Source organism: Bacteroidota bacterium, from assembly GCA_018266835.1.
In the GTDB taxonomy this organism is placed as follows: domain Bacteria; phylum Bacteroidota; class Ignavibacteria; order Tepidaquicellales; family Tepidaquicellaceae; genus JAFDZO01.
Window position 1 is genome coordinate 41,225 of the sequence record JAFDZP010000005.1, and the last position, 19,017, is coordinate 60,241.

At 35.4% G+C, this 19,017-nt stretch carries 16 protein-coding genes; 8 read left to right on the forward strand and 8 right to left on the reverse strand.

All coding sequences use genetic code 11. The features are described from left to right. The first annotated feature begins 61 nt into the window (after window positions 1-61). From JST55_13140 to JST55_13160, 5 genes are all read left to right on the forward strand, one after another. Window positions 62-1,828 carry a Na+:solute symporter gene (locus JST55_13140; GenBank protein ID MBS1494453.1) on the forward strand — a complete coding sequence of 589 codons (1,767 nt, stop codon included), beginning with the start codon at window positions 62-64 and terminating at the stop codon, window positions 1,826-1,828. 11 nt (window positions 1,829-1,839) lie between these two features. Continuing rightward, window positions 1,840-2,334, forward strand: coding sequence for a DinB family protein (locus JST55_13145; GenBank protein ID MBS1494454.1), 495 nt, complete (start codon window positions 1,840-1,842; stop codon window positions 2,332-2,334). Beyond that, a complete protein-coding gene (locus JST55_13150) occupies window positions 2,331-3,203 on the forward strand; it encodes an ABC transporter permease (GenBank protein ID MBS1494455.1) in 873 nt (290 codons plus the stop codon). Before JST55_13145 ends, JST55_13150 begins: the two co-directional genes overlap by 4 nt. Window positions 3,204-3,221: 18 nt before the next feature. After that, window positions 3,222-3,674: a thioredoxin-dependent thiol peroxidase gene (gene bcp, locus JST55_13155; GenBank protein ID MBS1494456.1), complete on the forward strand. Its 453-nt coding sequence runs from the start codon at window positions 3,222-3,224 to the stop codon at window positions 3,672-3,674. A 75-nt stretch (window positions 3,675-3,749) separates the two neighbouring features. Further along, window positions 3,750-4,376 carry an aquaporin family protein gene (locus JST55_13160; protein ID MBS1494457.1) on the forward strand — a complete coding sequence of 209 codons (627 nt, stop codon included), beginning with the start codon at window positions 3,750-3,752 and terminating at the stop codon, window positions 4,374-4,376. A gap of 80 nt (window positions 4,377-4,456) precedes the next feature. Here the strand turns inward: JST55_13160 and JST55_13165 are convergent, their stop codons facing one another. The 4 genes from JST55_13165 to JST55_13180 form a co-directional block, all read right to left on the reverse strand. Continuing rightward, the gene (locus tag JST55_13165) at window positions 4,457-6,421 is read right to left on the reverse strand and encodes a T9SS type A sorting domain-containing protein (protein MBS1494458.1); all 1,965 of its coding nucleotides are present in this window, start codon (window positions 6,419-6,421) and stop codon (window positions 4,457-4,459) included. Window positions 6,422-6,561: 140 nt separating this feature from the next. Beyond that, the gene (locus tag JST55_13170) at window positions 6,562-7,068 is read right to left on the reverse strand and encodes a T9SS type A sorting domain-containing protein (GenBank protein MBS1494459.1); all 507 of its coding nucleotides are present in this window, start codon (window positions 7,066-7,068) and stop codon (window positions 6,562-6,564) included. Window positions 7,069-8,089: 1,021 nt separating this feature from the next. After that, the gene (locus JST55_13175; GenBank protein MBS1494460.1) at window positions 8,090-8,515 is read right to left on the reverse strand and encodes a T9SS type A sorting domain-containing protein; all 426 of its coding nucleotides are present in this window, start codon (window positions 8,513-8,515) and stop codon (window positions 8,090-8,092) included. A 1,114-nt stretch (window positions 8,516-9,629) separates the two neighbouring features. Then, on the reverse strand, window positions 9,630-10,403 hold the full coding sequence (locus JST55_13180; GenBank protein MBS1494461.1) for an SDR family NAD(P)-dependent oxidoreductase: 774 nt from the start codon (window positions 10,401-10,403) through the stop codon (window positions 9,630-9,632). A gap of 248 nt (window positions 10,404-10,651) precedes the next feature. On the opposite strand from JST55_13180, the gene pyk reads away from it, so the two are divergent. Both pyk and JST55_13190 read left to right on the forward strand, forming a co-directional pair. Next, the gene (pyk, locus tag JST55_13185) at window positions 10,652-12,079 is read left to right on the forward strand and encodes a pyruvate kinase (protein MBS1494462.1); all 1,428 of its coding nucleotides are present in this window, start codon (window positions 10,652-10,654) and stop codon (window positions 12,077-12,079) included. 10 nt (window positions 12,080-12,089) lie between these two features. Further along, window positions 12,090-13,049 carry a YpdA family putative bacillithiol disulfide reductase gene (locus tag JST55_13190; GenBank protein MBS1494463.1) on the forward strand — a complete coding sequence of 320 codons (960 nt, stop codon included), beginning with the start codon at window positions 12,090-12,092 and terminating at the stop codon, window positions 13,047-13,049. Between the two features lie 22 nt (window positions 13,050-13,071). Here JST55_13190 and JST55_13195 read toward each other — a convergent pair whose 3' ends face one another. The 3 genes from JST55_13195 to JST55_13205 all read right to left on the reverse strand — a co-directional run bounded on the left by JST55_13195 (window position 13,072) and on the right by JST55_13205 (window position 15,109). After that, window positions 13,072-13,527: a hypothetical protein gene (locus JST55_13195; GenBank protein ID MBS1494464.1), complete on the reverse strand. Its 456-nt coding sequence runs from the start codon at window positions 13,525-13,527 to the stop codon at window positions 13,072-13,074. Between the two features lie 66 nt (window positions 13,528-13,593). After that, window positions 13,594-13,953 carry a VOC family protein gene (locus JST55_13200; GenBank protein MBS1494465.1) on the reverse strand — a complete coding sequence of 120 codons (360 nt, stop codon included), beginning with the start codon at window positions 13,951-13,953 and terminating at the stop codon, window positions 13,594-13,596. Between the two features lie 115 nt (window positions 13,954-14,068). Further along, on the reverse strand, window positions 14,069-15,109 hold the full coding sequence (locus tag JST55_13205) for a T9SS type A sorting domain-containing protein (protein ID MBS1494466.1): 1,041 nt from the start codon (window positions 15,107-15,109) through the stop codon (window positions 14,069-14,071). Window positions 15,110-15,388: 279 nt separating this feature from the next. On the opposite strand from JST55_13205, the gene JST55_13210 reads away from it, so the two are divergent. Continuing rightward, complete coding sequence (locus JST55_13210) at window positions 15,389-16,000, forward strand: hypothetical protein (protein MBS1494467.1); 612 nt, start codon at window positions 15,389-15,391, stop codon at window positions 15,998-16,000. Window positions 16,001-16,098: 98 nt separating this feature from the next. Here JST55_13210 and JST55_13215 read toward each other — a convergent pair whose 3' ends face one another. Continuing rightward, entirely contained in the window at window positions 16,099-18,960 is a 2,862-nt protein-coding gene (locus tag JST55_13215; protein ID MBS1494468.1) for a T9SS type A sorting domain-containing protein, read from the reverse strand. Window positions 18,961-19,017: the final 57 nt, after the last annotated feature.

Consider the following 19,017-nt stretch of genomic DNA (forward strand, 5'->3'; position numbering starts at 1 on the left):
TATAACAACAAAAAAATAATTATCTTCATCAAATTTTCACTTCATTTAAATCTCAACATTAATGCATCTAATAGATTGGATTATTGTAGCATTGTATTTTGTTATATCTCTGCTGATTGGAATTGTTTACTCTAAAAGAGCCGGAAGTTCCACTGAAAATTTTTTCCTTTCTGGTAGACAGCTTCCATGGTGGCTTGCGGGTATATCGATGGTGGCAACAACGTTTGCTGCCGATACTCCCCTGGCTGTAACTGAGTTAGTCGGACAAAACGGTATCGCGGGCAACTGGCTATGGTGGAATATGCTTATTGGCGGAATGATGACTGTGTTCTTTTTTTCAAGATTATGGAGACGCGCAAATATTTTAACCGATGTTGAGTTTATTGAATTGAGATACTCAGGTAAATCTGCAGCAGTGCTGAGAGGATTTAAAGGAATTTACATGGGTATCTTTATGAATACAATTATCATGGGCTGGGTAAACCTTGCAATGATAAAAATTCTTATAGGAATGTTCCCTGAATATGTGAATGAAGGCAATGCTATTTTGTATGTTGGAATTTGTATGGTCCTTACCGCAGGTTATTCAGCACTCTCGGGATTATGGGGAGTTGCAGTTACAGATGCATTTCAGTTTATTCTTGCAATGGGCGGTTGTATAGTTTTAGCAGTGATAGTTGTAAACTCACCGCAGATAGGAGGAATAGACGGCTTACAGGCAAAACTTCCTGACTGGGCATTAAGGTTCACTCCACAAATTACGAGCGAAACTCCCGTAGCCGATACAAGCGGCGCATTGGCAATGACCATTTCTTCATTCCTTGCTTTCATAGGCATACAATGGTGGGCTTCATGGTACCCGGGCGCAGAACCCGGCGGCGGCGGATATATTGCTCAAAGAATGATGAGCGCTAAAGATGAAAAAAATTCTTTGTTCGCAACTTTGTTTTTCCAGATTGCTCATTATTGCTTAAGACCATGGCCGTGGATTTTAGTAGGACTATCATCCTTAATTTTATATCCTGATTTATCGCACGCAGATAAAGGACTCGGCTTTGTAAAAGCTATGAATGATTTTCTTCCTGTAGGATTAAAAGGGTTATTACTCGCTGCATTTTTTGCCGCATACATGTCAACAATTTCAACTCACCTTAACTGGGGAACATCATACTTTATAAATGATTTTTATAAACGCTTCATCAAAAAAGACGGCAGTGAAAAAAGTTATGTTACTGTCTCACGCTTAATGACAATCGTCTTTATGATACTTTCTATTTTAGTAACAACACAGATGAAAAGTATTTCCGGAGTTTGGAGTTTCGTTATTGAATGCGGCGCAGGTTTAGGATTGGTCTTAATATTAAGATGGTTCTGGTGGAGAGTAAATGCTATTGCAGAAATAGCTGCAACTGTTACTCCTTTTATAGTATACGGAGTTTTATATTTTGGAAAATTCAATATTCAGTTCCCGCAGTCGTTATATGTTATTGTTCCAATCACTACTTTAGTCTGGATAATTGCAATGTATCTTACAAAGCCCGTTGACGATGAAAAGTTAACTTCATTCTATAGACAGGTTCATCCGGGCGGTATAGGCTGGAAGAAAATTTCAGATAAACTTACTGATGTAACACCCGACTCAGGATATTTCTTTTTGTTTGTTGACTGGGCTTGCGGAATTGTTTTAGTATATATGTTCCTGTTCGGAATGGGTAAAATTTTATTCCATGATTATCTTATGGGCTCAGTATTTATATTAATAGGACTTGCAGCAGCAGGAGTAATTTTCTGGGACCTAAACAGAAGAGGATGGAAGTCCATCAATTAAAACATAACTTCATGATAGAGATTATAAAAAACGATTTGTGGAAACAGTTCGGCGCTGCACTCGATATGTTTGAAAATGCTATTGAGAAATGTCCGGCTGAATTATGGAACAATAAAGATACCATTGTCTGGTATTGGGCATTCCATACTTTATTTTACACTGATTATTATTTATCGGAAGACCCTGATAATTTTCATCCTCCTGTACCATTTACACTTTCAGAATTTGAGGAAGGGACTATGCCCCCAAAAGTTTATACAAAGGAAGAGTTAATCAGCTACACAAAGTTTTGCCGGGAAAAGTGCCGGAAACTTCTCTCAGGATTAACTGAAGAAAAGGCAAAGATGCGATGGATAAACAAATGGAAGAATTACAGTATATTTGAAATGTTAATTTATAATCTAAGGCACGTCCAGCATCATACCGGACAGCTGAATTTATTATTAGGTCAGATAGATCACGATTTACCTGTATGGGTGTCGCAAACGAAAGTAGCACTTAATTGAAGTATTCATACTTAATAAAAGAATCATTACGAGGTTTTAATTCGGCAAAGCTAAGTACATTAGCTTCAGTCTCTACTATTGCCCTGTCACTGATAATCATAGGCATTTATTTTTTTATCTCGGTTAATTCTTCTTCGTACACAAAAAAAATAAAAGATAAAGTTGAGCTGGAAGTTTTTCTGCAGGACGGTTACTCTATAAATGAACTCGATTCTCTCAAAGAAAATTTAAAACGCCTCGGCGGAGTTAAACAGATTACATTTGTATCAAAGGAAGAAGCTGCTAAAATTTTCGAGAAGGAATACGGCAAGGAAATGCTTGAAATACTCGAAGGAAATCCCCTTCCCTCTTCATTCAAACTTGCTTTGTACGATGAATATAAAACGGTCGATAAAGTTGAAAAATTAAAAAAGCAGATTTCAGAGTTAGGATTTGTTTCAGATGTTATCTATCCTAAAAAAAATCTTGAAATGGTTGATAAGAACTTTTCATCCATTCTTTCACTCAATCTTATTATTCTTATAGTTATCACTATCTCTTCAATATTCTTAGTATCAAATACAATCCGGCTTGTAATTGCCTCCAAAGAGAAACTGATTTACACAATGAAGCTTCTCGGCGCTACCAAAAAATTCATCCGCTCACCTTTCTTGATTGAAGGATTTATGCAGGGACTCATAGGAGGAATTATTGCATCTGTTTTTTTATATGTCCTTATGGAGTATGTTGCAGGTAAGCTTGGAGAAGTGAATGTGTATATAGAAATAGGAAGATTCTTTTATGTCCTGATTGTAATAGTTCTCGGAATAATTCTCGGTATTGCAGGAAGCGCAATATCAATAAGACGATATTTAAAATTTGACAGTTAATTTAAAAATAAAATTCTAATGTTAAAAGTTGGTGATAAAGCGCCCGAGTTCACTTTAATAAGTGATGAAGGTAAAAATGTTTCATTAAAAGATTTAAGAGGCAAAAAAGTTGTTTTGTATTTCTACCCAAAGGATGATACGGAAGCATGCACAGAAGAAGCATGTTCATTCCGTGATAACATTAAAGTTATCGAAAAGAAAAACGCAGTTGTCATCGGTGTAAGTAAAGATAACACTAAGTCACATGTAAAATTCAAAAAGAAGTATGACCTTAACTTTCCTTTGCTCAGTGATGAAAACAGAGAAATGCTTGAAGCTTACGGAGTATGGAAAGAAAAAAGTATGTTCGGAAAAAAATATATGGGCATAATAAGGACTACTTTTATCATAGATGAAAAAGGAATTATAAAAGAAATCTGGGATAAAGTTTCCGTTAAAGGTCATATAGAAGATGTAATATCAAAATTATAGAATTAACTTTACTTATAATATTGTTATAATTATTTTTCCACCAAATCCATTTTATTAACCAAAAAATCACACCCCATGAATAAATACCTAACCGAGTTCATCGGCGCATTTTTTCTAATCCTTGTAATAGGATTAACCGGCAATCCTCTTGCAATCGGAGCAATCCTGATGGTAATGATTTATATGGGAGGAAATATTTCAGGCGGACATTATAATCCTGCTGTTACTCTTGGAGTTTTCATCAGAGGAAAAATTGACGCAAAAGATATGATAATGTACTGGGTATTCCAGTTATTCGGCGCTATCATTGCAGCCTTTGTGGTATTTGTTCTTACAACTAAAACAATGCAGGTTGTTCCTGCTGTTGGCAGAGACTTCGTAAAAGTTATTCTTTGTGAAGTACTTGGTACATTTGCTTTAGTTTCTGTAGTGCTGAATGTAGCAACTACAAAAAAAGCTGCAGGTAACAGTTACTTCGGTCTGGCAATCGGTTTTACAGTACTTGCATCTGCATTTGCATTCGGACCAATATCCGGCGGAGCATTCAATCCTGCCGTGGCATTAGGACCGCAGATTGTTGACGCAATTAAAGGCGGCTCTTCAATTATGTACAGCTGGTATTATATCGTCGGATGTTTTGCAGGCGGAGCTATTGCAGCAATTGTTTTCAGAATTTGTAATCCTGACGAGTATCAGGCATAAAATTTTTACTATTTATAAAAAGAAAAGCCCGTTCTGCTTATGCCGAACGGGCTTTTTTATTTATTCTTTGTTTATTTTTCTTACTTAACCAAAATCATTTTTCTAACTTCTCTGTAATCACCTGCTTCTAATTTATAGAAATACATTCCGCTGTTTAATTTCGATGCATCAAAATCTATTGAGTATGAACCGCTGTTAACGTTTCCATTAACTAATGTCTGAACTTCTCTTCCTGTTATATCAAACACTGTTAGTTTTACAAATCCTGCCTTCTCTATAGAGTATGCAATTTTTGTAACCGGGTTAAACGGATTCGGGAAGTTCTGCTCCAAAGAATATTTAACAGGAGTTGAATTTTCGCTTCCTGAAATTCCAACTAAAGGACTTACAACTAACTGATAAGTTCTTGTGTGGTTTCTCACACCGCCCGGTTCAGTACCTGTAATCTGAATATTATATGTTCCAATAGGTACTAACGCATTAGTGCTCTGATTTATAATCAATGAATCAGGGAAGTTATTTACTACTCCGCCGTTACTTAAAGAAACTGTTAAGGTTCCTACTGCAGGAGGATTTAATACTGTCGCTGTAAAATTAATTGGTCCGGTCATAGGTCCCATTGCAGGAAGTCTCAATCTGTTTTGTCTTGATGAATTTACATTGATTGAGTCAACAGGCTTTGAAAATGAAATTCCATAATCAGGTAAGTATGCTGAATAATCATCCAATGTGTTATTTCTTCCGTCCATCCAGAAAGGCATGGTAATGGTTTTACCTGCGATTGAATGGTAGTCGCCAATATAATATGCCTGTCCTGAACCCTGTGATTGTTTTACATTACCCGGGTTAAAGCTTTGGTTTGCGGTTTTTATATTTGTGAATGTTGCGCCGCCATCTGTTGATACTGCGCAATATGTCTCTGTTAAAATATTTGAAGGGTCATTTCTTGAATCATACCACATTACCCATACTCTTCCTTGGTTATCAACTGAAATATCTGACATCCACTGATCTGTTGTGCCTACGTCATCATTTACTCTTGTAGGTGTTAAGTTATTCCAGGTCACACCTTTATCTGTTGATTTAACTACAAAGATATCGGCATTATCCGGTCCTAAAGGATTTGCAGCATAGTTAATATAATAAGTACCTCTGTATGGTCCGTTGCTTAAGTCACAGGCAATCTGCGGGAATCCGCTCACTCTGATATCACCCTTTAAAACATATCTGCCGAATGTGGAATTGAAAACACCCGGTTCAGTATAAGAAGCAGCTTGAACTTGAGGAGCAAAAGTAGCTCCGCCGTCAGTAGAATATCTTACTGCAGCTCCGCCCTGGCTCCACGCTACAACAACTCTTCCGTCAGGTCCTACTGCAATGTTTGAACCTTGTGAGTTTGTAGTAGAAAGCTGTATAGGTGCAGACCAGCTTACACCTTGGTTTGTACTTCTGTAAAATCTTATTGGTGCAGGAGTAACAGAAAAATCTGTATAGCCTACATAAATGTAATTTGAATATGGTCCTGCAGTTTGGTCACATTCAATCCATTGTTTATCAGCGCTTGAATTAGAAAAAATGTTTCCCAAGTTTGTCCAGTTCAATCCGCCGTTAGTAGATTTCCAAATTCTAACACCGTTGTTTAAAACTGTATAATATGCATTACCTAAACTGTCAAAGGCAAATACAGGATCACCTTGTGAAACACTGGTAGCAATATTGCTCCATGATACTCCGCCGTTTGTAGTTACATAAACGTTTGTAGAGGAAACAACAGCTCTGTTATCACCTGCTATAAAGTTTAGCGGATTTCTTGGGTTTACTGCTATATGTGTTTCTGCAAATCCCGGAGTTGTTGTTACTTTGTAGTTATCGAATGCTCCTACTGAAACCACTGCATCTACTCCGTAAGCCTCTGGTGCATAGACTTTCGGGAAAATTGTTTTTAATGGAAGCGGAACGTAGTTTGGGTTATATTGACTCCAGTCCATCTGCGCAAACAAATTGGCTGAAATCAACATTGTAAAAATGATGAATATTTTTCTCATACTGAGGGTTTAGTTTTTAGTCCCTAAAAATAGGAAAAAAAATGATTGAATGGTATTGTATTTTATAAGTATATATTAAAAAAGCCCGCCGGATCTTCTCCAACGGGCTTTTAAAAACCGAAACCGGTTTTAAATAAATCTTATTTTATTAAAGTAAGTTTCTTTGTTGATACAAAGTTACCTGCTTGTAATTTATAGAAATAGATACCTGAAGTTAATTCAGATGCATTCATTGTAATTGAGTGTGTTCCTGCATTCTTGAATCCGTTAACAAGGCTCATTACTTCGTTACCTAATGCATCATAAACTTTTAATGATACATCTGTAGCAACAGGTAATGAATAGTTAATTGTTGTTGTAGGATTGAAAGGATTTGGGAAGTTTTGCTCTAATGAATAATTATCAGGAACGATAGTTGATGGATTTTCAACACCTGTGATTGTTTCGTTGATTTTTAATACTGAACCGTCTGCGCAAATTGCATAACCATAGATTGTATTTCCGTTTTGTAAAATATCCATTGAAGTTATACCAGTAAGACCTGATGTTGATTGTACTGTCCAGTTTAAACCGCCGTTTGTGCTTTTCATTACGCAGCCTGAAGCACCTGTACCACCGCTCATGTAAACAGTGTTTGAGTTCTTCATCCATTTAATTTGTGAAGCGCCACCAACTGTAACGCCTGTTGCGATATTTGTGAATGTAGCGCCGCCGTCAGTTGTTCTTGCAATGTTTGGTAAAGATGTAGAGCTTGCAACAACACCTGTTAATTTGTTATCAGCAAAAGCAATACATGGTGTGAATGTACCTGTTGCTAAAGCTGTTGTTCTTAATACCCAGTTAGCACCACCGTTTGTTGTCATGTAGAATCTGATTGCAGCAGCTGAACCAACACTGACACCAAAACCGAAGAAACTTGCATCATTTACGAAAATGGAATTCTGTGCTGATGCGCAATTTGCAATTCCCGGAGGAGGTGTAGCTAATACCGTCCAGCTTGCACCGTTGTTTGTTGTTGTATTAATATAATAAGCACCGCCTAAACCTGTAGGAGGATCTGATTGAGCAACACCGAAGTTAGAAGCGTTTCTACCGAAAACTATTCCGTTGAAGAATCCGCCTGTACCACCTGTGCTTGCAACTGCTGTCCAGGATGTACCGCCGTTAGTTGTTTTGTAGAATGTTGCGTTTCCGCCTGCACCGCCTGAACCACCGCCGTTACCTACGTAACATGTAAGTGAATCTACTGCCCAGCAGCAGAATAAATCGAATGCAGCTAAACCGGTTGTTCCTGTAGGTGTCCATGTAACACCGCCATTTGTAGTTCTGGCTACAAGTGGTGCTGTTCCGCTGGAACCTGTTGCGACCCATGCACATGTTGGTGAACATACTGAAATACTAGGTGATTCACCGCTTCCGGCAATACCTGTAACTCCGCCAACGAAACTCCATTGAGCAAATACATTGGAGCTTAATACTAAGAGGGTAACGATAAAAATGTAGGTTAATTTCTTCAAACCAATCTCCGTTTAAGTTTTTTAATTAAATAATTGAAACAATATAAAAATTTTTAGAATAAAAATCTGTATTAAAGTATTTGGGAATTATCTCAGAGGTGAAAGAACGGGAGAGGAATTAAATCCCCTCCCTTTTGTAAAACTTCAAATATTATTTAACCAACATCATTTTTTTGGTTTCGCTGAAGCCGTTTGCTTCGAGTTTGTAGTAATAAATTCCGCTTGATAGATTAGCTCCGTCAAATACTACTGAATATGTACCGGCTTGCTGAATACCATCTACATATGTTCCGATTTCGTTTCCAAGCATATCATATACTTTGAAAGTTACGTTTCCGTCTTTCGGAATTGAGTATCTGATATTTGTAGTCGGATTGAAAGGATTAGGATAATTCTGTGATAATGAATAATCAGTAACAAGTGAGCCGTTATTTCCAACGCCTGTTGTGATAGTCGGTGAGAAATTTAATGACTGCTGTATATCATAATCAGTTGAGATCGAAGTTCCGTTTTTGTAAACAAAAATATTGACAACAGAATTATCTGCAACTACATCTGCAGGAATTACATAATTCATATGCTTTGTAATTGTTGTACCTGTTGTCCAGCTTCCTGTTGAAACAGATTCACCCATATTGCCGTTAATCATGGCTTTCACAACATGGTTATGATGATAAGCTGCTGCTCCTATGCAGCCTGAGTTTCCTGTCTGTGAATAAATAAGATTGTTCTCAGTTAAAATTTCATTCATTGAAAAGTTACCGGTCAAATCTACTCTAGCTGTAAGATTTACGTCACATGAAAAAGTTCTTGTTGCTGAATTGTAGTTTCTGTTTGTAATAGCAATTGTAACAGTAGGTGAAGCAAATGATTGGACTATAACTTTATTGTTCCATACACCTCTGTCAATAATTCCGGTTTTTCTTCCGACTACACCTGTAGGATACGAGTTAAATCCAAAAGTTGAAATCATTCCTGATGAAGGAGCAAGCCATGGATCGCTGCTTCCGCCGCCGTGATAAGCAACTACAGTTGTGTTAGGATAATTGGATAAAATACCGTTGATAATATCGTGTCCACACGGGCAATACTGGCACCATGTGCCTGTACAATACTCGAGCACTGCATTTGTAGTGTTACCTGTTGTTTGTGAGAAAGAATTGTTGGAAATTGAGAAGGTAAATACGATTAAAAATGAGAGTAGAATCTTCTTCATTTTTTGTGTCCCCGCTTTAAGTTTATTTAAAATAATTAAGTAATACTATGAGTTTTCTTTTTTAAATGCAATAGAAAATCTATGCAATTAACAATTAGTATTTAACAATGAACAGACCTGAAACCGTATAACAAAGGTCACATTATTGTAACATTTATTATTGCTTAAAAAATTCAATTTCTCGTAAGATAAAAAGTCGGGAAATAGTCGGATTCTTAATTCAGTTCCAAATTTCAAGTTTCAAGTTCAAAATTATTTGTTTATAGAGTTGGATTTTTGTCGGGTTTTCTGTTAATTGTTAACTGATAATTGTTAATTGAAAAAAAGTCGGGAAATAGTCGGGTTTTTGTAAATTATAAATTGTCACATTATTGTCACATTTTTTCATGCATCTTTATTAATCTCTTTTGCAAATCAAATATACATAAAATCCTGATAGAAGAAAATCTTTTCTTCCCCATTACTACTAATAGGCTTAGTTTTTCCTTAAAATAAATGCTGCACCGGCCTGCGCTTTAGGAAACATAGTTACTTCCGCTATATTTACATTCTCGTTCCTTGTAGCCACATAAAAAATTGTTTCAGCAACATCTTCCGGAGTTAAAGCTTCTATGCCCATGTAAGGGACTTTTGCCCGTTCTTGATCTCCTCTGAATCTTACAAGACTAAAATCAGTTTTCACTAATCCGGGGTCAACAGTCGAGACTTTTATTGAAGTGTCCATTAAATCTATTCTCATTCCTTTAGTAATGGCATCTACTGCAAACTTAGATGCGCAGTAAACATTTCCGGCAGGATACAATTCCTTTCCTGCAATCGAACCAAGATTTATTATGTGAGCATATTTCTTTTTCATCATTAAAGGAATTACATTTTTTGAAACATATAACAAACCTTTCACATTTGTGTCAATCATTTCATCCCAGTCCTGAATTTTTCCGTCCTGAATTTTATCCAGTCCGCGTGAGAGCCCGGCATTATTCAATAGTAAATCAATGTCCTTCCATTCTTCAAGCAGGGCATTTATTTCGCGCTCCACATCGTCACTGTTCCTGACATCTAATTTAAAAATATGGACTTTTGAATTATATTTTTCTTCGTATTCTTTTTTTATCTGTTCAAGCTTTTCAAATCTTCTTGCGCAGAGTAATAGCTTTGCGCCGTCGGCAGCGAATAAGTCTGCAGCTGCCTTCCCTATTCCGCTTGATGCTCCTGTTATGAAAACGGTTTTGTTTTTGAAACTAATCATTTCTTTCAATTAATATTTAACAATTAACAATTATCAGATCCAAATTCAGTTACTATAAAAAGTGCAAAACAATAACATAAAAACTGTTAATTGTTAATTACTAATTGCTAACTGATAAAAATTTGGCTATAAAATAGTTGCTATATTGATTATTTTTAAAGTTCCTAAATTTCAAAGTAAAGGTTTCTATATTCAAGTTACTTTTTTGACGATGAAATATTATTATTTTATTAATTAACAAACAAAAATTGATAGACAAGAAAACTAAAATAATTTGCACGATCGGGCCTTCGGTGGAATCAGTTGATATGATTGTACAGCTAATAAACGCAGGAATGGATTCTGCGCGCTTGAACTTCTCTCACGGTGAACACAGCAAACACAAAGATTACATTACAAATATCCGCGAAGCCTGTAAAATCACAGGCAAACAAATCGCAATTATTGCAGACCTCCAGGGACCAAAGATAAGAGTCGGTAAATTAGAGAATGGATTCATAACTCTCGTAGAAAATGCTGAAATACAAATTACTTCAGAAGAAATTCTTGGCAACGAAGCAGTATTCTGCACAACATTTCCGGGACTGATTCAGGAGCTTAAGGTCGGTGAAATTTTATTGCTTGATGACGGCAACATAAAACTTTTAATAACAGAAATAAAAAGAACTAAACCCGAAGTTACCTGTAAAGTTATCATCGGCGGAATTTTAAAACAGAACAAAGGCATTAATATTCCTTTCTCAGCTCTTTCACTTCCATCTCTAACTGAAAAGGATATGAATGATCTGGACTTTGCAATAAACAACGGAGTTGATTTCATCGCAATGAGTTTTGTTAGAACTCTTGACGATATTAAACTTCTTAAAGGCATCCTTCGCTCGCGCAGTAAAGAGCTGCCTATCATAGCAAAGATTGAAAGACCTGAAGCAATACAAAACATTGATGAAATAATTGAAGCAGCAGATATGATAATGGTTGCCCGGGGAGACCTTGGTGTTGAGATTTCTGTTGAAGAAGTTCCTCAGCTTCAGAAGATGATTATTAAAAAATGTAATGCAAAGATAAAACCTGTTATAACGGCGACACAAATGTTAGAGTCGATGATAAACGACCAGTCCCCTACACGCGCTGAAGCATCAGATGTTGCAAACTCTATCCTCGATGGAACTGACTGCGTAATGCTATCTGCGGAGACTTCTACGGGGCTTTATCCCCTGCAGGCAGTAAGCATGATGAAAAAAATTATTCAGAAAACCGAGACTCATAAGAAGACAACTTACTTCAATGAAATTTTCGTTGAAGATTCTCCTGAAAATATTTTACACACAATTTGTAACTCTGCCTGTATGATTGCAGAGCGTGTGAGCGCAAAAGTAATTATTGCAGTGCCTACAATTACAGGAAATACTCCTCTTATAATTTCAAACCACAGACCTGCAGCGCAGATCATTGCAGTCGGTTTTGACGAGAAGAAACTTAAGAGATTAAAATTAGTATGGGGTGTGGAGTCAATGCTTACAACTGAACAGGATGACTTGCAGACTATCATAGACGATATTAAGTCAAGGCTTGTTGCAAATGATTATTTCCAGAAGGGTGACAGAATTGTGATTGTTTCAAGAAATCCAATTCCGCAGGCTCCTTCTGCAAATGATATTATGGTCACCACAATTTAATTTATAAAATTTGAAAGAGCTGGATTTAATTATAGTTGGCGCAGGACCAATCGGCCTTGCATGCGGAATTGAAGCAGAGAAGGCAAAGCTGAACTATTTAATTATAGATAGGGGTTGCTTAGTGAACTCTATTTATAATTACCCTGTCAACATGACATTCTTTTCTACTTCGGAAAGACTGGAAATCGGCGGAGTGCCGTTTGTATCCTATGGTCCGAAAGCAACACGCAGAGAAGCGCTTGAATATTATCGTAGAGTGAAAGAAGCCTATAATCTTAGAGTAAATACATTTGAAGAAGTAAAAGATGTAAAGAAAAAAAATAATATGTTTCATGTTTCGACTTCAAAAGATAACTACGAAGCTAAGAATGTCATCGTGTCAACCGGATATTATGATAATATAAATTATATGAATGTGCCCGGTGAAGAGTTGAATAAAGTTTTTCATTACTTCAAAGAAGCGCATCCATACGCAGGAAAGAGCTGTGCAGTAATCGGCGGAGGAAATTCTGCTGTCGATGTATCGCTTGAGCTTTTCCGGACAGGCGCAGATATAACATTAATTATACGTGAAGATGATATAAAGCAATCAGTTAAATATTGGGTAAGACCTGATATTGAAAACAGATTAAAAGAAGGAACAATAAAATCTTTTTTTAATGCATCAGTAACAAAAATTACTGAAAATGAATTATTTTTTGAACAAGGGGGAGAAGAGAAAAACATCGCAAATGATTTTGTATTTGCAATGACGGGCTACCATCCGGATTTTACTTTTCTTGAACAGTTAGGAATAAAAATAGAAAACCACTGCCCTGTTTACAGCAGAGATACTCTGGAAACAAATATTGAAGGTTTATATCTTGCGGGAGTTGTATGCGGAGGGATGGAAACTGAAAAACTATTTATTGAAAATACTATAAAGCACGGCAAACAAATCATTGAAAATATTTTAAAGCATCGGCATTAATCACTTTAGAATCACTTAAAAATTACTTTAGCAATTCCTGATATATTTGCTCTGCATACTTCATTCCGTTACTATTAAAATACTGCTTACCGTTGTAGTCATCTAATCCTCCAAAAAAATTTAAACCTCCCTTTTTAATATCGCCAGCATAAGTGCCTGAAAGAGGAATAAGAATTTTGTTTAAAACTGAATTCCCTATTGCGCTGTTATTAAATAGATAGCTCATATCAAAAATTATTTCTACACATCTGTCCTTACTTTTTATTTCCGTTATATTTTTCTTATCAACATTCAGATTATTTATCTTATCGGTCTTTTCATAAAGCTCTTTTACTATATTCAGTATCTTTTTTTCCTGCGCAGATGTAAATTCCACTTTGCTTGATGCGCCTTTATTGTAAATTGTGATTTGCATTGCAGATACATTGACTGCAATGAAACATGAGAGAATTAAAATTATTGCGGATAAGATTTTCATAGATAACCTGATAATGATTCAGTTTATATATTTAACTTGTTATCTTTGTAAAAAGTGCCTTCTAATTTAACTCATCTGAATAAAATTAATTGTATTGCCATCCGGATCTAAAACTGTAACAGAAGAGCCGTTATCAGATTTTTGTAATTCGCCGTGCATGGAACCTCCTGAACTTAAAGTGTTATCAATCACCTCCTGAATATTATCTGTGACGTAATCAAACTGATGTCTGTTCTGCTCGGCAATAACACCTGCTATTTCATTTGGGCAGAACAAAAAATTTATATCAGTAATTTTAGAAGAATACATTTTAAAACCGGGGAATTCATGTTCTGCAAAGCGAATATTAAAAACTTTAGAATAAAATTCTGTCATCTTTAAAATATCTGTACAGGCAATTGTAATTTTGGAGAGTTTACAAGACATATATTTTAATTTTAATAGAAAAATTAATAAAAGCAAAAATTTTATACAAATAAAAAAAGCCCTCACTTTCTTCAAGCGAGGGCTTTTAAAATTTTAGAACTGAACTTCTATAAAATTATTTTACAAGCATTAATTTCTTTTGCTCGCTGAAGTTTTGTCCGTTAGCGCCTGTGAATTCAAGTTTGTAGAAATACATTCCTGAAGATAAATTAGATGCATTTAATTGTGTTGTATATTCACCTGCATTCATGTTAGCATCAACTAAGCTGCTTACTTCTTTACCCATTATGTCGTAAACTTTTAATGAAGTTACGCCTGATGTTGGTAAAGAGAATCTGATTGTTGTTGTTGGGTTGAATGGGTTTGGATAGTTTTGTGATAAAGAAAATTTATCAGCAACTGTTGAAACAGGAATCACATTAGTTGCAATGTCAATCCATGTTTTTCCTACTCTGAAGCCGTCGATAATACATTTAGGACCTGTAGTTGCTCCACCCTGTCTTACTGCACATCTTCCAAGATTTCCAACATCATTAGCAGTACTAGCCACAACCGGAATTGTAGCAACCGGTGGTTCAACAGGAGTAATTCCTGCTGTAAATGTATATAAGCTTGTTTCATCATCAGTTGTTGTACCGGTGTTAAATTTATATTTAATAACAACCAAAATTGTAGTATTAAAAGCGTATGGAACTGTTGAATATCCTACTCCTGAACCAACAGTACCTTTACTTAAGCCGATTTTATAACCGGTAGCATCTGTTGCAATTGTTAATCTTGAAGTATAGAGTGATGTAGAGTTATTTGGAAGCATAGCAAATATGTAATCACCTGTTGCTGTTGCTGTTGTAACGTTAAGCATGAAAGAACAATAAAGTGTTCCAACAGAATCCGCTACATCCCAATTCTTGTAAGCATCGTTTCCTGTTTCTTGCATTGTTAAAGCATTACCAACACCTGATTGAGGATATCCAACATATGTTAAACCCGGAGCAGTTACTAATAATGGATTTACTGTACCAGAATTATAAACCCAACCATGTGCTCCGATGGAATCACCTGCAGGATATGAGAAATTTTCTGTAAATCTGACCTGACTGTTTGCGGAAAGCGTCACAGCGAAGATAAATAAGAAAGTAATGAAAATTCTTTTCATAGCGTTTTTCTTTAGTTTTCGAAATTACATAAATATAAGGGTTTTCTGCTTAATAAGAAATAAGATAATATTACTATTTGGTTAACTATTTAAGCCTTTTGTGAAGTGAAAAAAGCAATTTAAAGAATATTTTTATGTGGTTTTTTACTATTAAAACTATCTCTAACAATTCCAATAATTATTTTTTGTAAATATTTTATAGTTTTTGTAAATTAATCAACGTTACAAGCTTGCAGCCTAAAATTTTTGTAATTAAATTAACCCCAAAGGAACAACTCTATGGACGTAATTGACAGAAAATTTTTCTTTGACACATGCCGAAACAGTTTCGGAGGTTTCAAAGCTTCTCAGGTAGAAGGCATCGATTTTCTTTTAGATAAATTTGATGAATCTACTGATTTCGATTCAAAGTCGAAAATAGCGTACGGCTTTGCCACAATTAAACGTGAGACTGCCGATACTTACAAACCCGTAAACGAAGGCTACTGGATGAGCAGCAACAGAGTCGGAAAGCTCTATAGCTACTATTCGAGCCACAATCCCGGAGCACTCAGCACAATTTTCCCGCACGGAAAAAACGGTGGTAATTATCTTGGCAGAGGATATGTTCAGCTTACTCACAACTTTAATTATAAAAAACTTGGTGATGCCTTAGATTTGGAGTTATTAGAAGACCCTTCCATTGCACTTGACCCCCAAAATGCTTTCAAAATTATGGAATACGGAATGGTGCATGGTTCATTTACAGGAAAGAAATTATCAAATTACTTTACTGATAACGGGTATGATTTTTATAATGCAAGAAAAATTATTAACGGACTTGATGCCGCCAGGGAAATTGCGGGTCATGCAGCCGTATTTTTCTCAGCAATTAAATTTAAGAAGAAATAAATTTTTAATTATGAATTCAGAATTCAGAATTATGAGTTATGAATTGGAGATAAAGCTCAAACAGAGTTTTCGATTCATAATTCATAATTCATAATTTTTCATTTCATCACCACAGCCTTTTTTGTATCAAATACAACTCCGTCAACAACTAAGTTGTAATAATAAACCCCTGATGAAAGTCCCTCGGCGGAGAAGTTTGCAGAGTAGTTCCCTGCCGGTTTATTGCCGTTTTCAAGAATTTTTATAAGACGTCCGTTTGCATCGTAAACGTTTAAACTAATAAAACTATTTTTGGGAAGCTGATAGTTTATGATTGTACTTGGATTGAACGGATTTGGGTAATTTTGAGATAATGAATAACTATCGGTAATGTTTGCTCCGGATTTCTCAACTGCAACAATATAAGAAGAAAATGTATTTAATTTTATATCAGATCCGGAATTAACTCTGTTCACATTGGAAAGAGTAAACATCTTTTTTTGCCCGGCTTCAACATTTGTAACGATACAAGCAAAATAATCATCGGAAAATGAAAGTAAATTTGCTGCATCTCTTTCATTATAGTTAGTTGTGTATCTCTGATTGCCATCTTTATCATATTCAAGAAGCATATGTGTTTTATTTCCGGCAGCATCAATCGAAATTCCTGACAAATAGTAGCACCACAAATCATCAGCAGAAATCTTTATTATCTGAAATTTATTTCCTGAGTTGTAAACTTTATTCCACATTCTTTCACCATCCTTCCTGATCTTCATTGTTAACACATCGGTCTTATTAGCTGCATTTAAAAAATTTGCAGTTACAACAAGATTTGTGTTTAAATCAGTCACTAAATCACAAGCTTTGTAATCCACATTAGAAGTGTATAAATCGGTCCAAAACTGAGCACCATTCGAATCAAGTTTTTCCGTCAATAAATCAAAATATGTACTTCCTTTATTGGAACTCAAATTGTAAATATATCCAAAACCATCATGTATAGTTTTCTTCAGATATACACCATCAAGATTGTTCATCGTCCTCATAAAAATCGGGTTACCGTTTGAATTAAACCTGTACACAATATATTTAGTTGAAATACCTGACTCATAACAATTATATGATATGTATCCATTATTAAACTGGTCAATGAAAAAGCTAACCAAAGAATCACTTGCGCCTGCAGACTGATTTAAAGTTTGAATCCAGACGTTTTCATTACCTGTATTTTTTGCGATAAATATTTTTGATTTACCTGTACTATCCAGATATTGTCCTGCTATAAAAACATCAGCACTGCTGTTATTTACCTGTACAAACTTTACAGAACTCTCTTTTGGCAATAAGTTTTTAAATGAAAATTTAAAAGTTACATTTCCATTATTATCTGTTGCTGCTAAAAAACCATTCTTTCTATTCGTAACTGAATCAAATAATTCTCCCCCGGCATAAATTGCTGTTGGTGTCGGAGCTATATTGGTTATCTTCACTGACTTTTCCCCGCTATAGATGTTTGCCGTCCACTGCAAAACACCTGCTGAAGTATACTTGTTTACAAATGCATTCATCTCGGTTGTCTTAGCTCTGCTTGTTCCTGATATGTATAAATAAGAATTGAAATATTTGAAATCTGATGCTGCATCATTGACTGATTGCTCGGTTGCAGAATAAGTCAGCGTGCCATTTTTATCGAAGTTATTATAATATAAATATTTTTGATTAGCGTTTTCCTGGACTTCTCCCGCGCTTATATATTGTAAATTATTTAAAGGATTCTGATACAACAGACGTGAATTCAATGACTGATTAGCGGGATTGTAAACTTCTGAATTTGAAAGAATGCCTCCGTTGAATCCAATATTTGTAAATGCAGGCATGGTTGATTCACTACGAGTCAGAGCAAATCCTTCAGTTGTTTTTAGACTGTTGATTGAAGAGAATGTACTTGTTTTCCACCAAAGAGTGCCATTGGTATCATAAGCAGCAGCATATGGATTACCCAGAAGGAATACATGTCCTGAATTATCTGTTTCAACAGTGGATAAAGTAGATAAGGCATCATCCTTTTTTGACCATACGGAGTCCAATGCTGAATTATATTTTCTAAGTACATGATGAGGCTGGTATTCCGGCATTAAATCTGTTGTGTACCCTAAATAATAGCTTCCGTTTAATTCCTTACAATCAAATTGAGCAATATAAGAAGGGTTATCAGTGTACAAATTATATTTCAATGTATTACCTGTAGCCTTATCTATTTCATATAGTGTAAAATAATTCTTGTATTGTGATGCGCGGGTGATTGCTATCACAAAACTGTTTGTCTTCATCTTAACAATTTTATTATATGTCAATCCAAAAGGCGAAGTGTTAATTGTCTTTTGCCAAAGCAAACTCCCTCCTGATGTATATTTATATAAATACACATGAGTATAAGCCGGAGGCAAAGAACTGTTATAACCTACATCTGCCAGAAGGTATATATTATTACTTTCATCAAATGATATGTCTTTTATTAAATAAGCAACTCCTTGTGGATTAGCAGGCGCTGTTACCTCCCACAATATCTGAAAGTTGGAATCAAAACATATTACTCTCTGACAGATTGCATTATCCTGATTTTTCTGACATACAAGAAGAAACTGATTAAGAGGAGTCTTAACTAATTTTCCTGTTGCAACTGCATATTCACTTTGCGCGTATGAAATAAAAACTCTTTCAGGAAAATTGTATGTTAATATTTCTTCACCTTTGGAATTAAATTTTTTTATAAATGAATTACCCGTTGGTTCGTAATTCCCTATATAAAAAATATTTCCGTTGTCGTCAATAAATGAATTAACCATCTGCCTTTGTGCAGTCGGTTTTGAAGTGCTGAAATAAACAGGAGTGTTTTGATAGAATGAAACCCGATAAGTTTGTGAAGCCCCGACAGAAGATAACAACAAACAAATTAAAACAAAAAACAGCTTTCTCATAGCATTGTCAGTTTTAATTTAGTAATACAACTAATTTAATTTGTTATTTTTATATAA

Excerpts from the sequence above, each read along its gene's own strand:
- JST55_13140 (MBS1494453.1), top strand. The coding sequence starts at position 62 with ATGCATCTAATAGATTGGATTATTGTAGCATTGTATTTTGTTATATCT.
- JST55_13145 (MBS1494454.1), top strand. The coding sequence starts at position 1,840 with ATGATAGAGATTATAAAAAACGATTTGTGGAAACAGTTCGGCGCTGCA.
- bcp (MBS1494456.1), top strand. The coding sequence starts at position 3,222 with ATGTTAAAAGTTGGTGATAAAGCGCCCGAGTTCACTTTAATAAGTGAT.
- JST55_13160 (MBS1494457.1), top strand. The coding sequence starts at position 3,750 with ATGAATAAATACCTAACCGAGTTCATCGGCGCATTTTTTCTAATCCTT.
- JST55_13165 (MBS1494458.1), bottom strand. The coding sequence starts at position 6,421 with ATGAGAAAAATATTCATCATTTTTACAATGTTGATTTCAGCCAATTTG.
- JST55_13170 (MBS1494459.1), bottom strand. The coding sequence starts at position 7,068 with ATGAAGAACTCAAACACTGTTTACATGAGCGGTGGTACAGGTGCTTCA.
- JST55_13175 (MBS1494460.1), bottom strand. The coding sequence starts at position 8,515 with ATGAATTATGTAATTCCTGCAGATGTAGTTGCAGATAATTCTGTTGTC.
- JST55_13180 (MBS1494461.1), bottom strand. The coding sequence starts at position 10,403 with ATGATTAGTTTCAAAAACAAAACCGTTTTCATAACAGGAGCATCAAGC.
- JST55_13195 (MBS1494464.1), bottom strand. The coding sequence starts at position 13,527 with ATGAAAATCTTATCCGCAATAATTTTAATTCTCTCATGTTTCATTGCA.
- JST55_13200 (MBS1494465.1), bottom strand. The coding sequence starts at position 13,953 with ATGTCTTGTAAACTCTCCAAAATTACAATTGCCTGTACAGATATTTTA.
- JST55_13205 (MBS1494466.1), bottom strand. The coding sequence starts at position 15,109 with ATGAAAAGAATTTTCATTACTTTCTTATTTATCTTCGCTGTGACGCTT.
- JST55_13210 (MBS1494467.1), top strand. The coding sequence starts at position 15,389 with ATGGACGTAATTGACAGAAAATTTTTCTTTGACACATGCCGAAACAGT.
- JST55_13215 (MBS1494468.1), bottom strand. The coding sequence starts at position 18,960 with ATGAGAAAGCTGTTTTTTGTTTTAATTTGTTTGTTGTTATCTTCTGTC.